13 protein-coding genes are annotated in these 19,031 nt (G+C 64.5%); 9 read left to right on the plus strand and 4 right to left on the minus strand.

Going from position 1 to position 19,031, the window contains the following annotated elements; all coding sequences use genetic code 11:
- Positions 1–17: 17 nt before the first annotated feature.
- Together rnhB and E3374_RS11800 are read right to left on the minus strand one after the other, a co-directional pair.
- A complete protein-coding gene (gene rnhB / locus E3374_RS11795) occupies positions 18–764 on the minus strand; it encodes a ribonuclease HII (protein ID WP_211194963.1) in 747 nt (248 codons plus the stop codon).
- Entirely contained in the window at positions 761–2,128 is a 1,368-nt protein-coding gene (locus E3374_RS11800) for a tRNA pseudouridine(54/55) synthase Pus10 (RefSeq protein ID WP_136689266.1), read from the minus strand. The genes rnhB and E3374_RS11800 overlap by 4 nt, the downstream gene beginning before the upstream one ends.
- 143 nt (positions 2,129–2,271) lie before the next feature.
- On the opposite strand from E3374_RS11800, the gene E3374_RS11805 reads away from it, so the two are divergent.
- Together E3374_RS11805 and E3374_RS11810 are read left to right on the plus strand one after the other, a co-directional pair.
- A complete protein-coding gene (locus E3374_RS11805; protein ID WP_211194964.1) occupies positions 2,272–3,801 on the plus strand; it encodes a lipopolysaccharide biosynthesis protein in 1,530 nt (509 codons plus the stop codon).
- An 82-nt stretch (positions 3,802–3,883) separates the two neighbouring features.
- The gene (locus tag E3374_RS11810) at positions 3,884–4,744 is read left to right on the plus strand and encodes a CheF family chemotaxis protein (protein WP_136689268.1); all 861 of its coding nucleotides are present in this window, start codon (positions 3,884–3,886) and stop codon (positions 4,742–4,744) included.
- 14 nt (positions 4,745–4,758) lie between these two features.
- On the opposite strand, the gene E3374_RS11815 is transcribed toward E3374_RS11810, so the two are convergent.
- Positions 4,759–5,472: a helix-turn-helix domain-containing protein gene (locus E3374_RS11815; protein ID WP_136689269.1), complete on the minus strand. Its 714-nt coding sequence runs from the start codon at positions 5,470–5,472 to the stop codon at positions 4,759–4,761.
- A gap of 304 nt (positions 5,473–5,776) precedes the next feature.
- On the opposite strand from E3374_RS11815, the gene E3374_RS11820 reads away from it, so the two are divergent.
- The 3 genes from E3374_RS11820 (at position 5,777) to E3374_RS11830 (ending at position 10,641) form a co-directional block, all read left to right on the plus strand.
- The gene (locus E3374_RS11820) at positions 5,777–7,441 is read left to right on the plus strand and encodes a COG1361 S-layer family protein (protein ID WP_136689270.1); all 1,665 of its coding nucleotides are present in this window, start codon (positions 5,777–5,779) and stop codon (positions 7,439–7,441) included.
- Positions 7,442–9,928, plus strand: coding sequence for an efflux RND transporter permease subunit (locus E3374_RS11825; protein WP_136689271.1), 2,487 nt, complete (start codon positions 7,442–7,444; stop codon positions 9,926–9,928).
- Between the two features lie 287 nt (positions 9,929–10,215).
- On the plus strand, positions 10,216–10,641 hold the full coding sequence (locus E3374_RS11830) for a DUF7475 family protein (protein ID WP_136689272.1): 426 nt from the start codon (positions 10,216–10,218) through the stop codon (positions 10,639–10,641).
- Here the strand turns inward: E3374_RS11830 and E3374_RS17450 are convergent.
- Entirely contained in the window at positions 10,611–12,128 is a 1,518-nt protein-coding gene (locus E3374_RS17450; protein ID WP_211194965.1) for a DUF7827 domain-containing protein, read from the minus strand. The genes E3374_RS11830 and E3374_RS17450 overlap by 31 nt on opposite strands.
- A gap of 395 nt (positions 12,129–12,523) precedes the next feature.
- Between E3374_RS17450 and E3374_RS11840 the strand changes: the two genes are divergently transcribed.
- From E3374_RS11840 to glmS, 4 genes are all read left to right on the plus strand, one after another.
- Complete coding sequence (locus E3374_RS11840) at positions 12,524–14,902, plus strand: surface glycoprotein (RefSeq protein ID WP_136689273.1); 2,379 nt, start codon at positions 12,524–12,526, stop codon at positions 14,900–14,902.
- A 163-nt stretch (positions 14,903–15,065) separates the two neighbouring features.
- Complete coding sequence (locus E3374_RS11845) at positions 15,066–15,932, plus strand: CheF family chemotaxis protein (RefSeq protein WP_136689274.1); 867 nt, start codon at positions 15,066–15,068, stop codon at positions 15,930–15,932.
- Between the two features lie 70 nt (positions 15,933–16,002).
- The gene (gene glmU / locus E3374_RS11850) at positions 16,003–17,196 is read left to right on the plus strand and encodes a bifunctional sugar-1-phosphate nucleotidylyltransferase/acetyltransferase (RefSeq protein ID WP_136689275.1); all 1,194 of its coding nucleotides are present in this window, start codon (positions 16,003–16,005) and stop codon (positions 17,194–17,196) included.
- The gene (gene glmS, locus E3374_RS11855) at positions 17,196–19,001 is read left to right on the plus strand and encodes a glutamine--fructose-6-phosphate transaminase (isomerizing) (RefSeq protein WP_136689276.1); all 1,806 of its coding nucleotides are present in this window, start codon (positions 17,196–17,198) and stop codon (positions 18,999–19,001) included. The genes glmU and glmS overlap by 1 nt, the downstream gene beginning before the upstream one ends.
- Positions 19,002–19,031 lie beyond the last annotated feature (30 nt).

Genomic DNA, 19,031 nt, shown 5'->3' on the forward strand with positions numbered 1-19,031 from the left:
CGCTTCGGCGAGTCCGATCAGAAGTCGTCCAGCGCGGCCTGGTCGTCGTCCTCGTCGTCGAGGGCATTCAGATCGTCGCCCTTCTCGAAATCCACGAGCGCAGCCTGATCGGCCTGCCGACGCACGTCCCGGCTGGTCTGCCAGGTCTCCCGGGCACAGGCCGGGAGGCGTCCTTGCTCGTCGACGTAGTCCTCCAGGAACTCCCGAGTCGTCCCGTCGCCCGGATAGCCGCTGCCGACGTCGCCGTACTCGGTAGCCAGTTCCGCGACGTGAGCGTCGCGAGCGACCTTGGCGAGGATACTCGCTGCGCCGACGATCGGGTAGGACTCGTCCGCGCCGTGTTCGGCCCTGAGGTCGAGGTCGGCGTCGACCCGTTCGGCGACGCGGCGTTCGAACCGGACGGCGTTCGTGTCCCCGGCGTCGAGGTACGTCGCCAACCCGTCGCGGGCGACCGCCCCGAGGGCCTCGGCGTGAGCGACGACGGTCAGCGTGTTCATGTCCGTCTCCGGATCGTCGATCCGTTCGACGCTGATCTCGCTGACGGCGACCGCCGCCGCACACTCCCGGATCGCCGTCGCCAGTTCCTCGCGTCGCTCCGGGGCGATGTCTTTCGAGTCACCGACGTCCTCGGGGAGGTCAGCGGGATCGGCGACCACGCAGGCCGCGAACATCGATCCCAGGACCGGCCCCTTGCCGGCCTCGTCGACGCCCGCCCGCAGCCCATCGGATCGGTCACCGCCCGGTTGCTCGCTGTCGCTTGTCATTCCTCGCCGTCGTCCCTGAAGTACGTCTCGTCCGCGAACGGTTCCTCTTCGCCCTCGACGGCCAGCACGTCCAGGGCCGTCACCTCGGCGTCGACCCCGAGCAGTCCGGCGAGGCTGGGTTCGGTCCGGCCCTCGTCGCCCGAGACGAGTTCCTTCACGTAGAGTCCACCCTCGCCGTGGATGTCGATCGTGGCTCGCGCCGCGTCGTCGCTGTCCCCCAGGGTACCGTCACGCTCCCCGTCGGTGGTATCTTCGAGTTCGCCACTCGCTTCATCATCGTCGAGTTCGCCACTCGTTTCGTAGACTTCGCGCGTGCGGACGATATCGCCACGCCGGTGTGCGACGCGGTTGGGCGTGCGCTGTTCGATCGTCTCGCCTTCGAGTTCTTCGAGTGCGTCCGAAAGCGTCTCGTTCCCGACCGGCTCCGTGAACGCGACAGTCATCCGGTAGGTCTTGCTCGCGTCGTGTTCTTTGACGCGTTCGACCATATCGTGGGTCGCCACGCGGAGCCCCTCGACCTCGGCCTTCCCGTCGGCGAAGTCGTTGATCTCTCTCTCCAGACTCTCGACATCTACGTCGCGCGTCCGTGGCTCTTTCACCTCGATCACGAACGGGCGGCCGGTCCCGAGCATCAGGGCGTCGACGTCCTCGCGGCCGGCGCCGTGAAAGACTGCCTCGGCGCCGTCCATGGACTCCCGGACGACTGGCGCAGTGAGCTCCTCGACACTCTCGTCGTAGCGATACCCCGTCCCGTCACAGCCCGGACAGGGCTCGCCGTCGATCACTCCTGTCTCGTTGCACTCCTTGCATGGCCACTCCGTCTGGGGGATGTCCCGCTCCAATTTGCGGTACCGGCCGTAGACGAACGCGGAGTTGATCTGGACGTCGACGGTCTCGGTGTCGAGATCCAGCGTGACCTGGACGTCCGGGCGTTCGAAGTCCACATCGGCCTCGACGCGGGCGCCCACGCGTTTGCCGACCTCGCGGTTGACTTCCCGCTTGAGCGGTTCGCCCGCCTCGGCGTCGAGACCGGCGTCTTCCCGGAGCAGGCGTTCGTTCTCTTCGAGCAGGGCCGGCACTCGCGTTCCGACCTGGTAGGTGTCGAACTCGTCGCCGGCCAGGGCTTCGGCCACGCGATCGGCCCACGTATCGAAGGAGTCACAGACACCCGCACAGACCCAGCACTCCCCCGCCTCACCCGGCTCGTAGGGCTCGTCGTCTTCGAGCGCGACCGTCGTCCGGAGCGCACGGCCACGTTCGGCGTTGCCCAGCCCGAAACTTCGGTCGCCGATGGGGCGGCCAAGACAGGCGTCACACAGCGGCCCCGTCGAAAGCGCGTCCCGGGCGTACGCAAGCACGTTCATACGCGAGGTGTGGCGAGGGGGCCGTAATTCCCTTTCGAGTCACCGTCGATGGGATCTTCCCGGCGTGAACTGTTCTCTACCACGGGCTGTCCCGTTCCGGACCGAACAGTTTACCTCCGGGAGCGGATTCCCGTCGGGTAGGGTTGCCCGTGACCGACGAGATTCCCGACGAGGAACGCGAGGCGTTGCTCACGATCGTTCACGGTGCCGCCGTGACGTCCGGAGGCGTCTCCGTCCAGCGCTTGCTCTCGACGGCGACGGAGTTCGTCCTCGCACGCGGCTTGCCTCCCGCCGTCTACGGCGTTTACGCACTCGCGTGGCGGATCGCCCAGCTGTTGATCCGGCTGGTCACGTTCGGCAGTGTCCCGACGCTCCAGCGGTACCTGCCCGCTTACGAAGGCGAGCCCGGGGGCCAGTCGCGGGTCGCGGGACTGGCCTACGCGACCACCCTCGGGTTCGGACTTTTGATCGCCGTCGGCGTGTGGCTGGCGGCCCCGACGATAAACGCCCTCACTGTTTCCCATCCCGCGTTCCCGTCGACGATGGGGCTGTTCGGCCTGCTCGTGGGATTGTTCGGTCTGGTGATGATCTCCGCTGCCGTATTCCGGGCTGTGGGGTCGGCCAGGGGCGAGGTCCTTTTCAATAAGATCCTCCGACCGGTTGTACGCCTCGGCGGCGCGTTCCTGGCACTGGCGCTGGGATACTCGGTCGTCGGTGTTGCCGGTGCTATCGTGGGCGCGACGGCGCTGTTGGTCGTCCTCGGCGTGCCGGCCACGATCCGGGTGACTGGGATCAGGCCGACCTTTCGCAGTGCCCGCCGGGAGGGGCGACGCTTTTACAATCACGCCGCGCCGGTCGCGATGAGCAGCCTTGGGAAAGTCTTCCAGAACCGGATCGACCTGCTGCTGGTCGGCGCGTTGCTGACTGCCGTGGCTGCCGGCATCTACAACGTCGTCCTCGTGTTGATCGCGATCGCGTGGATCCCGTTGCTCTCGTTCAACCAGTTGTTACCGCCTGTGGCCACCGATCTGTACGCGAACGATCGGATGGTGACGCTCAATGCCGTCTATTCGTCTGCCACGCGACTGATCGTCACCACGGTGGTTCCGATCCTCGCTGTCCAGGCCGTCTACGGTCAGACGCTGCTTGGGGTCTTCGGGGAGGCGTTCGTCCGGGGATACGTCCCGCTGGTGGTCTATCTGGGTGGGGTCTTCGTCGGGAGCGCGGTCGGCGCGACCGGGTGGTTGCTGATGATGACCGACCATCAGTACGCCCGGATGGCACTGGACTGGCTGTTGGCCGTCCTCAACGTACTCCTGACGTACGCGTTCATCGAGACTCTCGGTCTCTCGGGTGCGGCACTGGGTACGTCCCTCGCAATCGCCATCCAGAACGGATTGCAAGTACTTCTCCTCCGGCGCTTCGAGGGACTGTGGCCGTTCGAGGCGGCGTTCCTCAAGCCGTTGGAGGCCGGAATCGTCATGAGCGCCGTCATGCTCGGCGTTCGGGTCTCGATCGGCGGGCTTCAGGCAGTAGGTATCGGCACTGTCGCCGGCCTGATCGCGTACGTCTGGGCTCTGTCCGTCCTCGGCGTCGATCCACGCGATCGGTTGGTCGTCGGTGAACTCGCCGGGCGGTACCGCAATGCGATCGCCGAAAGGTTCCCACGGTGACGTATATCGCAGTTTTTCCCGACGAGTGGACGGTGAGAACATATATGCACCTCACTCCCGAACGTCAGGGCACGCACGGGGTATGAGCGAGGAGGAACGGAAACTGCTGGATGCGGCCGGGGATTACCGCCACGCCATCAGGGACGGTGAGCGTGTTTCCGAAAGTGACTGGCAGTCCTGTCGAGTGGTGCTGACCGACAAGCGACTGGTGTTGGCCGCGGACGGATCGAACCGCTCGATCCCGCACGGAAAAGTCACCATCCCGGACGACCCGGCGGAGTTCGTCGACGACGTAGCGGGGTCGATTCCGCTCCGGATCGGATCGAACGTGATCGTCGTCTCGACCCCTGACTCCGAGGACGTCACCCTGGCGTACTGCCGGGCTAACATCGCCGGCGCCGTGTTGCTTGTCCGCCACCCGGCCGTCGTCGGCGGCGTCGTTCAGGACGACGCAGAGTGGACGAAGGCACGTTTTCTCCTCGACGACGAATCGTTTACCCTGCAGTATCCCGATGGACGACAGGTCTCCTGTACGCTCGATGACGTGGGGACCGTCGAGGTCGAGTCCCGGACAGTCATGGACACCCAACGTCGGGTCGTCGAGATCGAACACACCGACGCCGAGGGACGGAGCGTCGAGACCTATCTTTCCGGGACCGAGCGCCACACGTCGGTCCTCCGGACGCTCTTCGAACGGATCGTCGACGCACGCGACGGCGAGTACGAACTCAGCGAGACCGAGAGCCAGGTATTGATGGCGCTGTACTCGGGGGTCTCACCGTTCGAGATGGCCGACTTCGTCGGCCTCAGCGTCGAGGAGGTCGAAGAGATCTACCAGCGCCTCCTCGAGGTCGGTGCCGTCGACGAGGTCCGCACGCGAACGGAAGTCTCACTCAACGCACAGGGCCGGAACATGGCAAGCGAGGCGATGAACGAACAGTGAGGGAGTCCGTCCGTTCACCATCGGCTCGGCTTCGGACCGTCCCCGTCATCGTATTTGCCTCCTGGGTCGACGCGGCCCATCCCGGCCCGGACGAGTTTCGCCTCCGCTTTCTGGAGATGTTCGCTCGCAGTGTTGGTTGCACACCCGAGTTCAGCGGCGATGTCCTCCTGGGTCGCCTCCCGGGGATGCTCGTAATACCCCAGATCGAGGGCGACGGCGACGGCCTCGCGCTGGCGATCGCTCAACGCACTGGCGGGGTTCGTCCGCCCGCATGGGAACTGACCGATCTCGTCGATCCGGCAGTCGATCTCCTCGGGTAACGCCTCGAGTGCCCCCTGGAGCGCAGTCGGATCGCCGACGACGTGACAGTGACTCCGGTCGTCCCGCCAGACGATGGGTCGGCGAACGATCAACCCGGCACGGGCGATCGCCTCGACGGCCTCCTCGATCACCGGAATCAGGTGTTCACGCGCGGTCAGAAATGCGTACGACACTGTCTCCTCGGCGGAAACGAGCCGAACCGACTCGACGGCTTTGGTCGCCTCGGCCGCCTCAGCGAACCCATCGGCGTCTCCCTCGATCGCGTAGAGGAACGTCGATACCTCCGATGCCGCCCGGTTCCAGTCGACCAGTCTGACTTCTTCTATTGCGGACGGATCGCCGAGTCGGACGAACAGTTCCGGCGCCGACTCGGCGTCGAACCGCAACGTGACTCGTGTGTGTTTCATGGGGTGGCGGGCACGCCAGTGCCCCTTAAAACCCCCGACTATATCCTGCAGGGAACACTCCACTGTCCGGCGTCTACCTCATCCCGATGGCACTACAACCACGGGGTGTCCCGGCGGGTCGACGTGAACCCGCTCTCTGTACCGACCCGACGGTCCGAAGCAGTGCCCTCCCGTGGCATCGGCGGATCAAAAGATTCATAACCTACGACCGGTGCTCACTAAACGTTCAGTCAACGCCTTCGAACAGTCGGCCGATCACGATTCACCACCAAACCTTATTCACAGACGAGACTTCGTACAAGCAATGATACGCAGTATCCGTTCACGATCGAATCGCATCCAAATCGCCCTGGTTGTGGCCCTGCTGGTAGGGTCGAGCGTCGCGGCGATCCCGGGCGCCGTCTCCGCTCAGCAAGCCACTCAAAGCGTCGTGGGAGAACCCGATATCACGTTCAGCACAGCTAGTGGGTCGGTCACCGCTGGAACTGCCAGCGAACTCGCCGTCTCTATCACCAACCGCGGGGAAGTCTACCGAACCGGCCCGCCGGGCTACGAGGACCAGGTTACCACGGCACGGGCGATGACGCTCCGGTTCAAGGACGGCAACGTGCCGATCGACGTCAAGTCGGGTGAAGTCACTGCGGGCCAATCCGGCGCGGTGCCGGTCGGCAGTCTGACCCAACCCGTCCCGATCACGATCGCCGAGAATACCGACCCCGGCACGTACAAGATCCCCATCGAATACGAGTACCTCTACACCCGCCAGGTCGAATACAACGCTAACGGCGTCGTCGACCGGACCGAGTATACCCGCACCAAAACTGGCTCGATCACCGTCAGAGTCGAAGAAGACGCCCGCTTCGAGGTGATCGAAACGAACGGCACCGCACAGGTCGGCGACACCAGCGACGTTTCAGTCACGCTCGAAAACACCGGCACTCAGACCGCACACAGCGCCACTGTCGTCGCCTCCTCCCAGAGCGGCTCGATGAGTTTCGACGCCGGGTCGCCAAGCGCCAGCGCCTATATCGGCGAGTGGGCACCCGACGAGACCCGCACCGTCACCTACGACGTGGGCCTGGCACCCGAAGCCAGTGTCCGGGAGTACACGGTGGGTCTCACCGTCAACTACGAAGACAGTGACGGCATCCCACAACAATCCGGCTCGCTGACCGCCGGCATCGACACCCTCCCCGAGCAATCGTTCGCCCTCTCGAACGTCGAATCGACGCTTCGCGTCGGTGAGGACGGAGAGATCACCGGCACGATCGAGAATACTGGCCCTCAGCCGGCCGGTAGCGTCGTCGTCCGGTACGCTGACGACGCCACGACGCTGATCCCGATCGAGCAATCCGCGGCCGTCGGCCCGCTCGATTCTGGTGAATCCGCGTCGTTCACCCTGCCGATCGAGGTCAACAGCGAGGCCGAGGCTGGGCCGAAGTCGATCGATCTAGCAGTCAGCTATCGCAATACGGACGACGAGAAACGGCTCTACGAGCAACTCGACGTCCGGGCTGCCGTGGCTCAAGAGCGCGATCAGTTCGAGGTCGCGCTGGCCGATCGGACGGTCGAAGCCGGTGGATCGGCCATGCTGTCGGTCGAGGTGACGAACAACCTCGACGAGACGGTCAGCGACGTCGAAGGACGGCTGTTCGCGGACGACCCGCTGGACACCGGGAGTACGGATACGGGCTACGTCGAATCGATCGAGCCCGGTGAGACCGCGACGATGACCTTCGAACTCACTGCCGGGAGTTCCGCGGTGACCGAGAAGACCTACCCGATCTCCTTTGACTTCCGGTACGACGACGCCGACGGCGACAGTAAACTCTCGGATACGACCCGCGTCGCGGTGACGGTCGTCGAGCCCGCCGACGACGGCGGCGGCCTGCCGCTCCCGCTGATCGGCGGCGGTATCGTCCTGCTGGTCGCCCTCGGGGGCGGGTACTACTACCTGCGTGATCGATAGATGACTCGGCTCGGCGAGTGGATCGAGACGTCGGTCAGGTGGACAAACGAGCGGATCGTCTCCCACCCTGGACCGGTCGTGGTAGCCTTCCTCGTCATGACGGTCGTGCTGGCCGCTGGCATGCCGTTGATCCAGACGTCATCGGATGTCGAGGATACGTTCACCGAGGGGATTCCCGAACAGCAGGCCTACGACTCGATCCAGGAGGAATTCGAGGACCCCTTCACCAACGGCGAGGAAACGACTCAGCTCATCCACACGGGCTCGGACGTACTCACTCGCCAGGCACTCCTCGACGAACTCCGGCTGCTGGAACGCATCGAAGACAGAGACGACCTCCGGATGGACTCGGCGAACGGTCCCGCGACCAGCGTCGCTCAAGCACTCGACCCCGGGGCCGAGACGATCGCCCAGCAGCGGCGCGCACTCGAAGGGGCGACCGACCGAGAGGTCAGACGGACCATCCGGAAACTCGCGAACAATCCCCAGTTTTCCCGGACACTCTCGAACGATTTCAACAGTCAGGAGGCCACTGCCTCCGCCTCGATCACCCTCGTCTCACACGACGTCCCGCCGGCGTTCGGTGACGACGAACTGCAGGACATCCAGCTGTCGATCGACGCGCTCACCGAGGACGCGAACGGGGACATCCGGGCGTACGGGACCGGCGTCATGAACGCCGAACTGAACAACATTATCGGCGACTCGATGACGATGGTCATGCCGGTCGTGCTCCTGCTGTTGTTGGCCTTCCTCGTCGTCGCCTACCGGGATCCGTTCGACCTGATGCTCGGGCTGGTCGGACTCGTTATGACGATCATCTGGACGTTCGGGTTCCTTGGCTACTCCGGGATCCCGTTCAGCCAACAGATGATCATCGTCCCAGTGTTGTTGCTCGCGGTCGGTGTCGACTTCGGTATCCACGTCGTCAACCGCTACCGTGAGGAGACTGTCGAGGGCGTCAACCCAGTCCCGGCGATGGAGACTGCGACCAACCAGCTCGCGATCGCGTTCCTCATCGTCACCGTGACCGCGGTGATCGGTTTCGGGGCCAATCTGGTCTCGGACCTCCAGCCCATCCGCCAACTCGGGATCGCTCTGTCGGTGGGGATCGTGTTCACGTACTTCATCTTCGGCTGGTTCCTGCCGGCCGCGAAGCTCCTGGTCGATCGCCTCCGAGAGAACTACGGTATCCCGGAGTTCGGGTCCGACCCGATCTCCTCGGAGGATTCGGCGCTGGGACGCGTCCTCGCGATGTCGGCGACCGTCGGACGGCACGCGCCGCTCCTGCTGGTCGTCGCCGTCATCCTGCTCAGTGCCGGGGCCGGGGCCTATGGCTCCGGCGTCGACACCACCTTCGATCAGGAGAGCTTCCTCCCACCCGAGGAGGAGGCCGGCTACGTCGAGTACTTCCCGGCCGCGCTCCAGCCCGGAGAGTACACTGTCACCGAGACCCTCAATCTGCTGGAGGATCGCTTCGAGACGAACATCGGCCAGTCCCTGCTGATATACGTCGAGGGTCCCTTCGAGGAGGCCCACGCACTCGAAGCACTGACTGCGCCCGACGACAGTCCGCCGAGTTCCCTCGCCGTCGGGGAAGGCGGCCAGGCTGACGCCCAGAGCATCGTCACCGTGATCCAGTCCTACGCCGACCGCAACCCCGAGTTCGCCGCGCTGGTCGAGCGCAACGACCGGAACGGCGACGGCGTCCCCGACCGCAACCTCGATCGGATCTACGACGAACTGTTCGCCTCCCCGATGGGCGACCGGGCCAGCCAGTACCTCGCCGACGACCGGCGGGGCGCCAAGATCGAGTACTCGGTGAAAGCTGACGCGAGCCAGCAAGAGATCTCCGCGGACGGCGCCGAACACGCCGAGAGCTTCCGGTACACCGCGACCGCCACCGGACAGACGGTCATCTTCGCCGCGATCTCGGACATCCTCTTTCAGTCTGCCATCCAGGGGATGGTTCTGGCGCTGGTACTCACGGCGATCTTCCTCGTCGTCGTCTACGGCGTTCTCGAGGGCAAACCCGGGCTCGGCGTCGTCAACGTGCTCCCGATCGGCGTCGCCGTTGCGTTCCTGCTCGGGACGATGCGTGCACTCGGCATGTCGCTGAACGGACTGACGACGATGATCCTCTCGATCGCCATCGGGCTCGGGGTCGCCTACTCGGTACACATCACCCACCGGTTCACCGACGAGTACGACGATCGCACCGACGCCCTGGAGGCGCTCCGGCCGACGCTGTCGGGGACTGGCGGGGCGCTGGCGGGCAGCATGCTGACGACGTCGATCGGGACCGGGGCGCTCGCGCTCGCGATCACCCCCGTCCTCGGGGACTTCGGCCTGTTGATCGCGCTGAGCGTGCTCTACTCGTTCGTCGCGTCGATCCTCGTGTTGCCCCCCGGTCTGTTCCTCTGGGAGCGGTTCAACACGACCGACCGGACAGGTCTCGCTCGAGCTGTCGCGATCGTCCTGCCGTAGCGACTTCCGCTCCGACGCCTGTTCTCGGCGCTTCGACCTCTTTCTGGACGTCCACTCTTTTCCGCGCCCCCGTTATTTCCGGACACGGGATGCGAGCCAAGATGACCGTCCAATACCCGACAAACGATGTGACGGCGCGACGATCCATTCTCCCGGCGGATTCGACTGTCACGTTGCCGGCTCTCTGTCGGCCCCAGCAAGGTCTAACCTGGGGTGCAACCGCCGGCTCCACACTCGGATTGCCTCATTCCGAAGATTGTTTTGAGTGGTATGTCACCATCTATCGTATGAGTGGTCGACAGTCCGGATCGAACGACTATCCGCTCCTCACTCTGCCATCCCACCCGGTGGGATACGTCGCGATCGGTTCCGCCCTCCTCACAGGTGTCATTCACCTGTTTCTCGGGCAGAACGTCTTCGCGTTCAGTCAGACGATGGGAGCACTATTCGTGTTGAACGGGCTCGGGTTTCTCGGCGGCGTCGGTCTGTACCTGAGTCACTACTGGCGCCAGGAACTGTATATCGTCGCCGCAGGGTACGCCCTCATCACCGTCCTTGCGTTCTTCCTCCTTCGGGGGTTCAGTCTCGACGCGTTCTACGTTCGCGGCGCTCTCGACTCGATAGCAGTCGTATCGAAGGTGGCCGAGGGCGTCCTCGCGGTGGCTGTCCTCTCCCTGTTCGCTCAGGAATCGTCCGCAGAGAGCGTGAACTGATACGTCGAGTCGCTGAGGTCGTCGCTCTGTGGCGTCACCCGCACGGCAGTCCCGTCCTGAAGGTCGCTGACATCGACAGTCGTCCGGAACTGTCTGCGTTCGTCGACGACCGCCCGCACGTCGTAGAGGGTGGACGTGAACTGGTTCTCGGCGTGGATGTACAGTTCGACGTCGCTCCCGGGTGCGAGCGTGGTCGATCCGAAGACGGTCAACTCGCCGTCCTCGAGGTCGTGATCGTCGAACGAGACCGATCGCTCGACGACTTCGACGGTCGTCGACAGCGAGTCGGTCGTGCCGTCGATCGGGTTCGGCTTCGTCAGCCCCACGTCCATCGTGGACGGTTCGTCGGTGGGAAGCGTGACGTAGAGGGTGTCGTCCTCGCCGTCGAGAACGTACTCGAAGGGCATCGGATCGACGATCGTTCCGGCGTCGTTCTCGACGGTCACGTCGACGCCGTTGCCGAAGACGCCGTCACCGGCTGGCCCGTAGGCGACCTCACCCGTTTGCGTGTAGTCACCGACCGTCACGGAGACTGAGTACGTCCCGTCCGTCGTGGGGTTGGTGAGTCCGTCGTATTCGAGGTACAGCGTCTCGTTGGCTCCGAGCGTGTGGCGATCGTCGAACGAGACGGTCATCGTTCCCGCCTCGCGAACGGCGGTTCCGGCGACTGAACTCGTCAGCTCCCGATCCGCGCGTCCGTCCCCGTCGCTATCGACACTGACGCGCTGGACGTTCACACCCGTCAGTCGCCCGGGCGTCGCCCCGTCCGCCGTCGCGTAGGTGATCCGAGCCGTGTTGAACGTCACGTTCCGATCCCCGGCATCGATCTGGACGGTATGTCGTGTCTGTTCTCCGGGAGTGCTCGGGTCGGCATACACGAGATTCTCGCCCGGCGGGTTCTCGACGTTCATCGGCCCGGTCAGGCCGTCGGCGTCGAAGGCGACGACGCCCAGATCGCCGGCCGCAACCGACCCGACGGCCGGGAGCGACTCGAAGGGCGCTCCGTCGGTGACGTTCAAGTCCCCCGGCGCGGCGATCGTCCGGGCACTCCGCATCTCCCCCTCGACGATCCGGAGCAGGGACGTGTCATGGTGGACGCCGTCGATCGAGAGTTCGAGCATGTGGTTGCCGGTCGTCATCCCCTCCATGCGCTCGTTGCGGGTGAGGACCCTGTCTGGCGGGGCGGCCGTATAGCCGGCCCCGTGTCCGGTCCGTTCGGCGTGTGTGTCCAGTCGAACCACGACTTCCCCGTCGTCGTCGGTGTCGACGATGGAAATCTTCCGTTCGTACGTCCCGCCCGTGACTGAGAGTGTCGCCTCGGCCCCCTTGGGAAGATCGATCGGGAGCTCGACGACGTCGTCGAGTTCCTCCCGGAAGACGCTCTGTCCGATCTCGCCGTCGGCCGGCGCCGCCAGTACGGGTGCCACTCCCGCCAGGGCACACGTGACGGCGATCGCGACGACGAGGATTCCCCTGTATCTGCTCATACCTGAGATACCTCTATACGGTGGTATATGTCTTGTGTCCGGTGTCCCAGAATCGGATGGACCATCTTCGACACCCGCGCGTGAGGCACAGACCGTCGGCCATGAACAGGATGACGGTGGATTTGCTTGCACTTGTCTTCGGACACGAAGGTTCATTTATATACTTCTCAGTGGATCGATCCCATCCGGTATCGAACGTAGACCCGGACACGGAGCCGTGGTAGCGGCCGTCAGGCCCGACTGAATCACACAAGACTTATTACAGGAGGGATTGGGAATACGTCATGTATGTCTGCACCTGGTGTGGCCACCGGGTACTCCCGTCGACACGTCGTCGCTGATGTCGATGATGTCGTCGGTGGTGCGCTGGGTGCAGCAAACACAACTAACAAACCATGACAACAGACACAAACGAAAAACTGCGTGCGGTGACGCTCGCAGCGCTGATGGTGCTGTCGGTATTTGCAGCCACCGTCGCGTTCTCGGGCGGCGCTGCCGCAGGAAATCGGGCCGCTAGTGGCGGCACGGAGATCGTGTATTTAGGCGAAGAAGACGTCGATCTAGGTGGCCTTTCCGATGCGCCTAGTTCAGGTACAGTCACATTCATCGGTGACTCCGGAGATGCTGATGGTGACGTCGTTACTATCGGCGACGTCACTAGCGTCGATATCGACGACTTCATGACCGGCGCATACTATGTCGATGGACCTAACGAAGACATCGATCTCAGCGTCCAGCAACACGAGATCGATGGTCTGACGATTTACTCGGGTAGCGGCACAAGCGGTGCCGAGATCCAGGGTGAATCCATCCCGACCACGCAGAACACCGTCACGGTTGAGGCCGAAGGTAACTTCGAAGAAGCATACCAGAACGTCGGAACCGCTCCGTTCGCGGAACTGACCGTCGAACAGGACGGTCTCGACGTCACGAACGAAGTCCTCGCCAGCGGTGAAGATGCAGTCTTCGCAGGTAGCAGCAGTGATCTCATCGACACGATCGAGCTTGACCTCTCATCGATCGACACCGGTGATGTCACGGTGACTGTCGAAGGGTACGAGTTCGACGGCGAGAACCCGCTCCCTAACGACGACTACAGTGGCGCTTCCAACACGAAGACGTTCACCATCCGTGACGACGAGAACACCGTCTCGCTGAACAAGGAGGAAGTCACCCGCGGCGAGAACGTTCAGGCGACCGTCGAGGGCGCCCCCGGCGAGTGGACCTGGGTTCGCATCGACACTGGTGACCTCGATGTCCCGTCCGGCACGACTGTCAATGCTGACCAGGTCTTCCGTCGCGCCGGTGACTACGAGACGATCACGGGCACCAGCAATGACAACTACGTCGGTGCGAGCGTCGACCTCGGTGACGCTGGCTCCGGAACGGTCAGCATCAACACGGAGTATCTCGACACCGGCACGGTTGACATCGAAATGACCGAGACTGCTGGCTCCGAGAGTGCCACCGACCTTCAGGGCGATGGCGACGTCGCCAGTGCCTCCGTCTCGGTGAACGAGAAGGCGATCTCGGTCGACTCGTCGCCCAACAGCGTCCGTATCGGTGAGGACTTCACGATCAACGGTACCGCGTCCGAGAGCGATGACGTCAAGGCGTGGGCCAAGATCGGCGACCGGTACGAACCGCTGTACGAGGATGCCCAAGACGGTGACCTCGCCGAGGACAACGTCGAATCGGATGGCACGTTCGAGATTACCGTCGACTCCAGTGACGTGATCGACCTTCCGGACTCCTACCGGATCGCGATCACCGCCGACACGAACCAGGGAGCGACGAACAGCATCGACACGTCCACCTACAGCGAAGTCGATGTCAAGACATCCATCTCGGTGCGCTCCGTCGAGGGCGACCTCTCGGCGCAGCTGTCCACCGACCGCATCGCTGCGTCCGTTGGTGACGAAGTGACTCTGTCCGGCGGTGCCTTCGGTCAGGGCGACAACGTCCGGCTGTACGTTATCGGTCCGCGCGGAAGCGTCCAGAACGCCAACGGTGGAACGATCACGACGGTCGGCGGTGCTGACAAGGTCTCCATCGACGAGAACCAGTTCGAAGAGGACATCTCCGGCTTCAACAACCGGGGCACGTACAACCTCTTCGTCGTCGGTCAGGGTCGTGACGGTGATTACGGCGTCGAGAGCCCGGGTACCAGCCTCTCTGGCGTGACCCAGCAGCAGGCGCTGGAAGTCATCCGAGACCAGTACAACCAGGCCGGATCCGACAACCCGATGGTCGAGCTCTCGCTGCAGGCCCAGAACCCGCAGCTGAGTATCGACGACTTCACGACCAACGGTCAGGTCGGTCAGGGTGAAGTCACCATCACTGGTGAGTCCAACCGTGAAGACGAGACGGTCGTCTTCATCGAGGTTCTCGACGACAGCGATAACGTCATCGCGAGCACCGAAGCCGAAGTCGACGGCGCAAGCAGCTCGTGGGAGACCACGATCGACATGTCCAATGTTGAGACCGGTTCCTACACGCTGCGTGCCGACGATGACGAGGCCACCGACTCGATCGAGTTCGAACTCGTCGAGTCCGTGACCACGCCGACGGAGACGATGACCGAGACGGAGACGATGACCGAGACGGCAACCGAAACGGCAACCGAGACGGCGACGATGACCGAAACGGCAACCGAGACGGCAACCGAAACGGAAGTCCAGACCACCGAGACCAGCGGACCCGGCTTCACGGCCGTGCTCGCTGTGCTCGCGCTGATCGGTGCTGCGCTGCTCGCGGTCCGCCGCGACCAGTAACGCACTGATTCGCGCTCCGTCAACCAAAACCACGACTGACCGCCGAAAGCGGTCCTGACGTGCGTTTTTATTTCTTTCACGTCGAACAGCGGCAGTGCCGTCCATAGCCGGCCGTAACGCCTAATCGTCTGGCCCGAGTAGCCGCGAGTCGAGGATCGCCGGAATGAGCGAGGACGAACGCAAGTTGATGGACGATCGCGGGCAGTTCCTCCAGGCCGTGCGTGGCGGCCGGGAGGTCCAGGACGCCGATTGGACGCAGTGTCGGATCGTCCTCACGACGGTACGGATCGTCCTCGTCGCCGAGGGAAAGCGGACGATCCCCCTCGATTCGATCACCGACGTCGGCGGCCGCTACGACGTCAACCAGAACGCGGCGGGCGTGGCCAGCTACGTCACGATCCACGTCGAGGGGGAGGACGTCTTGCTTTTGCGGGCGCCCGAACAGGACGAGTTCGAAACGGATCTCTATCGGGCGTTCGTCGACAACACGATCGTCTACGTCCAGCATCCCGCGGTGAAGGGTGGCGTCGTCCAGAACGCCGACTGGCAGCGGGCGAAGATCAAACTCACCGACGAGGCGCTGCAACTGGCACTTTCGGACGGCCAGTACGTGACGATCGATCGGGACGACATCGGGGACGTCGAGACGGACGAACAGACCGTCGACGGATCCGAGCGGCGCGTTTTCGAGGTCGAACATACTGATGAGGAGGGAACGAGCGTCGAGACAAACCTGACGGGTGAGGAGGAGCAAGTGACGATCCTAGAGGAGGTCCTCCAGGAGGGGGCCGAGCGTAACCGCGCGAACCTGGACCTTTCGCCCGTCGAACAGCAGATCGTCATGGCGCTGCACTCGGGCGTCTCGCCGTTCGATCTCCCGGAGTTCGTCGACAGCGACGTCGAGGAGATCGAGGAGATCTTCGATCGGTTGATCGAACTCGACGTGATCGAGACGATCAGGGAACGGACCGAGGTCGAGATGACCTCCCGCGGTCGGCAGGTCGCCAGCGAGGAGATGGGCAACCAGTAGCGCAGCCGGGAGGAGGAGGTCAATTTGGGGAACCCAGAACGTTCAAGCGGGCGCCGTTCCTGGCTCCGGCATGAGCATTCAGACGGCAGTCGTCCTCGCCGCGGGCGAGGGGACCCGACTGCGCCCGCTGACGCGCAACCGGCCCAAGCCCATGCTTCCGGCGGCCAACCGGCCGATCTTGGAGCACGTTCTGGACGCACTCGTCGACACCGGTGTCGAGGAACTCGTCCTCGTCGTGGGATACGAGCGCGATCGGGTACAGAACTACTTCGGCCCGTCCTATCGGGACCGGCCGATCACGTACGTCCGCCAGGACAAGCAACTGGGGACGGGTCACGCCCTGTTCGAAGCCCGCGACGCCGTCGACGGACCGATGCTTGTCGTCAACGGTGATACGCTGATCGACCCGACGATCGTCGGCGACGTCGCCGACCGGTTCGCAGAGGGTGACGTGGCGGCCACGCTGGCAGTCCTGGACGGGCCGGATCCCCAGGATTACGGGGTCGTCGACGTCGAAGCGGGCGTCGTCACCGACCTCGTCGAGAAGCCGGACGCCGACGACTATCGGTTGATCAACGCTGGTGTCTACGCCTTCGAGGAGTCCATCTTCGAGACGATCGAGGCGACGCCGCGAGAACGCGGCGAACTCGGCCTGACAGACGCCCTGGACGGATTGATCGCCGATCGTCGGGTGGGGGCTGTCGAGACCGACGGTACGTGGGTCGATGCGACCTATCCCTGGGACCTTGTCGAGTTAACTCGCGAAGTCCTCGCTGACGGCGTCCCGACCGTCCCGGAGCGCGAGCGGGGTGTCTGGGTCGCCGAGAGCGCCCGCGTTCACGAGACGGCGACCGTCCAGCGGCCGGCCGTCGTCGGCCCGGACAGCGAGGTGGGGCCGGGAGCGGTCGTCGGTCCGGACGTCGCGCTCGGACGGAACGTGACCGTCGGTGCGAACGCGACAGTCACCACCGCAGTCCTGGACGACGACACGCGGATCGGGCCGGGATCGACGCTCGTCGACGCCGTCACCGGACAGCACGTTCGCGTGGGTGCGGGCAGCGTCGTTCCCGGCGGGCCGGCCGAGGTTCGGGTCGGCAACGAGATCCTCGAGGGGCGGCCGCTGGGTGCGTTGCTGGCCGATCGGGTGCGTGCCGTGGGGAACGTGACGTTCGCCCCCGGAACGCTGGTCGGTCCGAACGCCAGGCTCGCCACGGGCGTCCACGCGAGCGGGTACGTCCCGGAAGACGCGGAGGTGCGGCGCTGATGTGTGGTATCATCGGCTGCGTCGGCCACGAGGGCGAGACGACGGACGTCCTCGTCGAGGGACTGTCCACCCTGGAGTACCGCGGATACGACTCGGCTGGGGTCGCGCTGGGTAACGGCGACCTCGAAGTAGTCAAACAGTCGGGAAAGATCGACGATCTCAGGGATACAGTCGCAGCGGCCGGTCCGGAGGGGCACCTCGGCATCGGACACACGCGCTGGAGTACCCACGGCCCGCCGACCGACGAGAACGCTCATCCCCACGTGGACTGTACCGGCGAGGTCGCGGTCGTCCACAACGGTATCATAGAGAACTACCAGACGCTGCGGGACGAACTCCGCGAAGCGGGCCACACCTTCCGGAGCGACACCGATACGGAGGTCGTCCCGCACCTGATCGAGGCGGCGCTGTCGGCGGGGGCGGAGCCCGAAGCGGCGGTCCGGGAGGCGGTCTCCCGGCTGGACGGGAGTTTCGCCGTTGCCGCCGTGATCGCCGGGTGTGACGCGATCTTCGCCGCCCGCAACGATTCGCCGCTGGTGCTCGGGATCGGCGACGAACGCGACGGCGTCGGACAGTATTACCTGGCGAGTGACGTTCCGGCGTTCCGTGAACACACCGACCGCGTGGTCTATCTGGAGGACGGCCAGTTCGTCAGAGTGTCGGCAAGCGGCTGGGCCGTCACTGACCTCGCGGGCGAGCCAGCCGCTCCCGCAGTCGACACTGTCGAGTGGGACCCCGAGGAGACAGGGAAGGCCGGCTACGATCACTTCATGGAGAAGGAGATCAACGAACAGCCCCGGGCGTTGCGGCAGTGTCTCTCCGAACGGGTCGACGAACTCGGAGGCGAAGTCAACGTCGGTGATCTGGCATACCTCAACCCGCGTGGCGTCCAGTTCGTCGCCTGCGGGACGAGTTATCACGCGGCGCTGTATGGCGCACAGCTGTTCCGCTTGGCCGGGGTCCCTGCCCAGGCGTTCCTGGCGAGCGAGTACGCCAGTGCGCCGCCACCGATCGGCGATGAACTCGTCATCGGGGTCACTCAGAGCGGCGAGACCGCCGACACACTCTCGGCGCTGCGAGAGGCGCGCTCGCGGGGCGCTCGGACGCTCGCCGTGACCAACGTCGTCGGTTCGACGGTGGCCCGCGAGTGCGACGATGCCTTCTACATCAAAGCGGGCCCGGAGATCGGCGTCGCAGCGACCAAGACCTTCGCTTCCCAACTGGCATCGCTGAATCTGCTCTCGATCGGGATGGCGCCGAGCAAGGACGACCGGGAGGCTATCGCTTCGTTGCGTGACCTCCCTGCGGACGTCCAGCAGGTGCTCGATGACTCGGCGGCCGAGGAGATCGCTGAGGCGTACCTCGACAGCGACGCCTACTTCTTCATCGGTCGTGGCCTGCAGTATCCCGTCGCCCTGGAGGGGGCACTGAAGATGAAGGAGATCACGTACAAACACGCCGAGGGCTTCGCCGCCGGCGAGTTGAAACACGGCCCGCTCGCCCTGGTGACCGAGCGAACGCCCGTCTTCGCGATGGTGACCGGTGATGACGAGCAGGCCAGAAAGACCATCGGCAACGTCAAGGAGGTCGAGGCCCGGGACGCCCCGGTCGTGGCCGTGACCGACGGGCAAAGCGACGTCGAGCGGTACGCCGATCACGTGCTCTCGATCCCCGAGAGTTCGCCCCGAACGGCCGCGGTACTGGCGAACGTCCAACTCCAGCTGGCAGCCTACCATACCGCCGCGAAACTCGGTCGACCGATCGACAAACCACGGAACCTCGCAAAGAGCGTCACCGTGGAGTAACGGAGTTTCCGCCGATCAGTACACCGTCCT

This window comes from Halorhabdus amylolytica (assembly GCF_004944975.1).
Lineage (GTDB): Archaea > Halobacteriota > Halobacteria > Halobacteriales > Haloarculaceae > Halorhabdus > Halorhabdus amylolytica.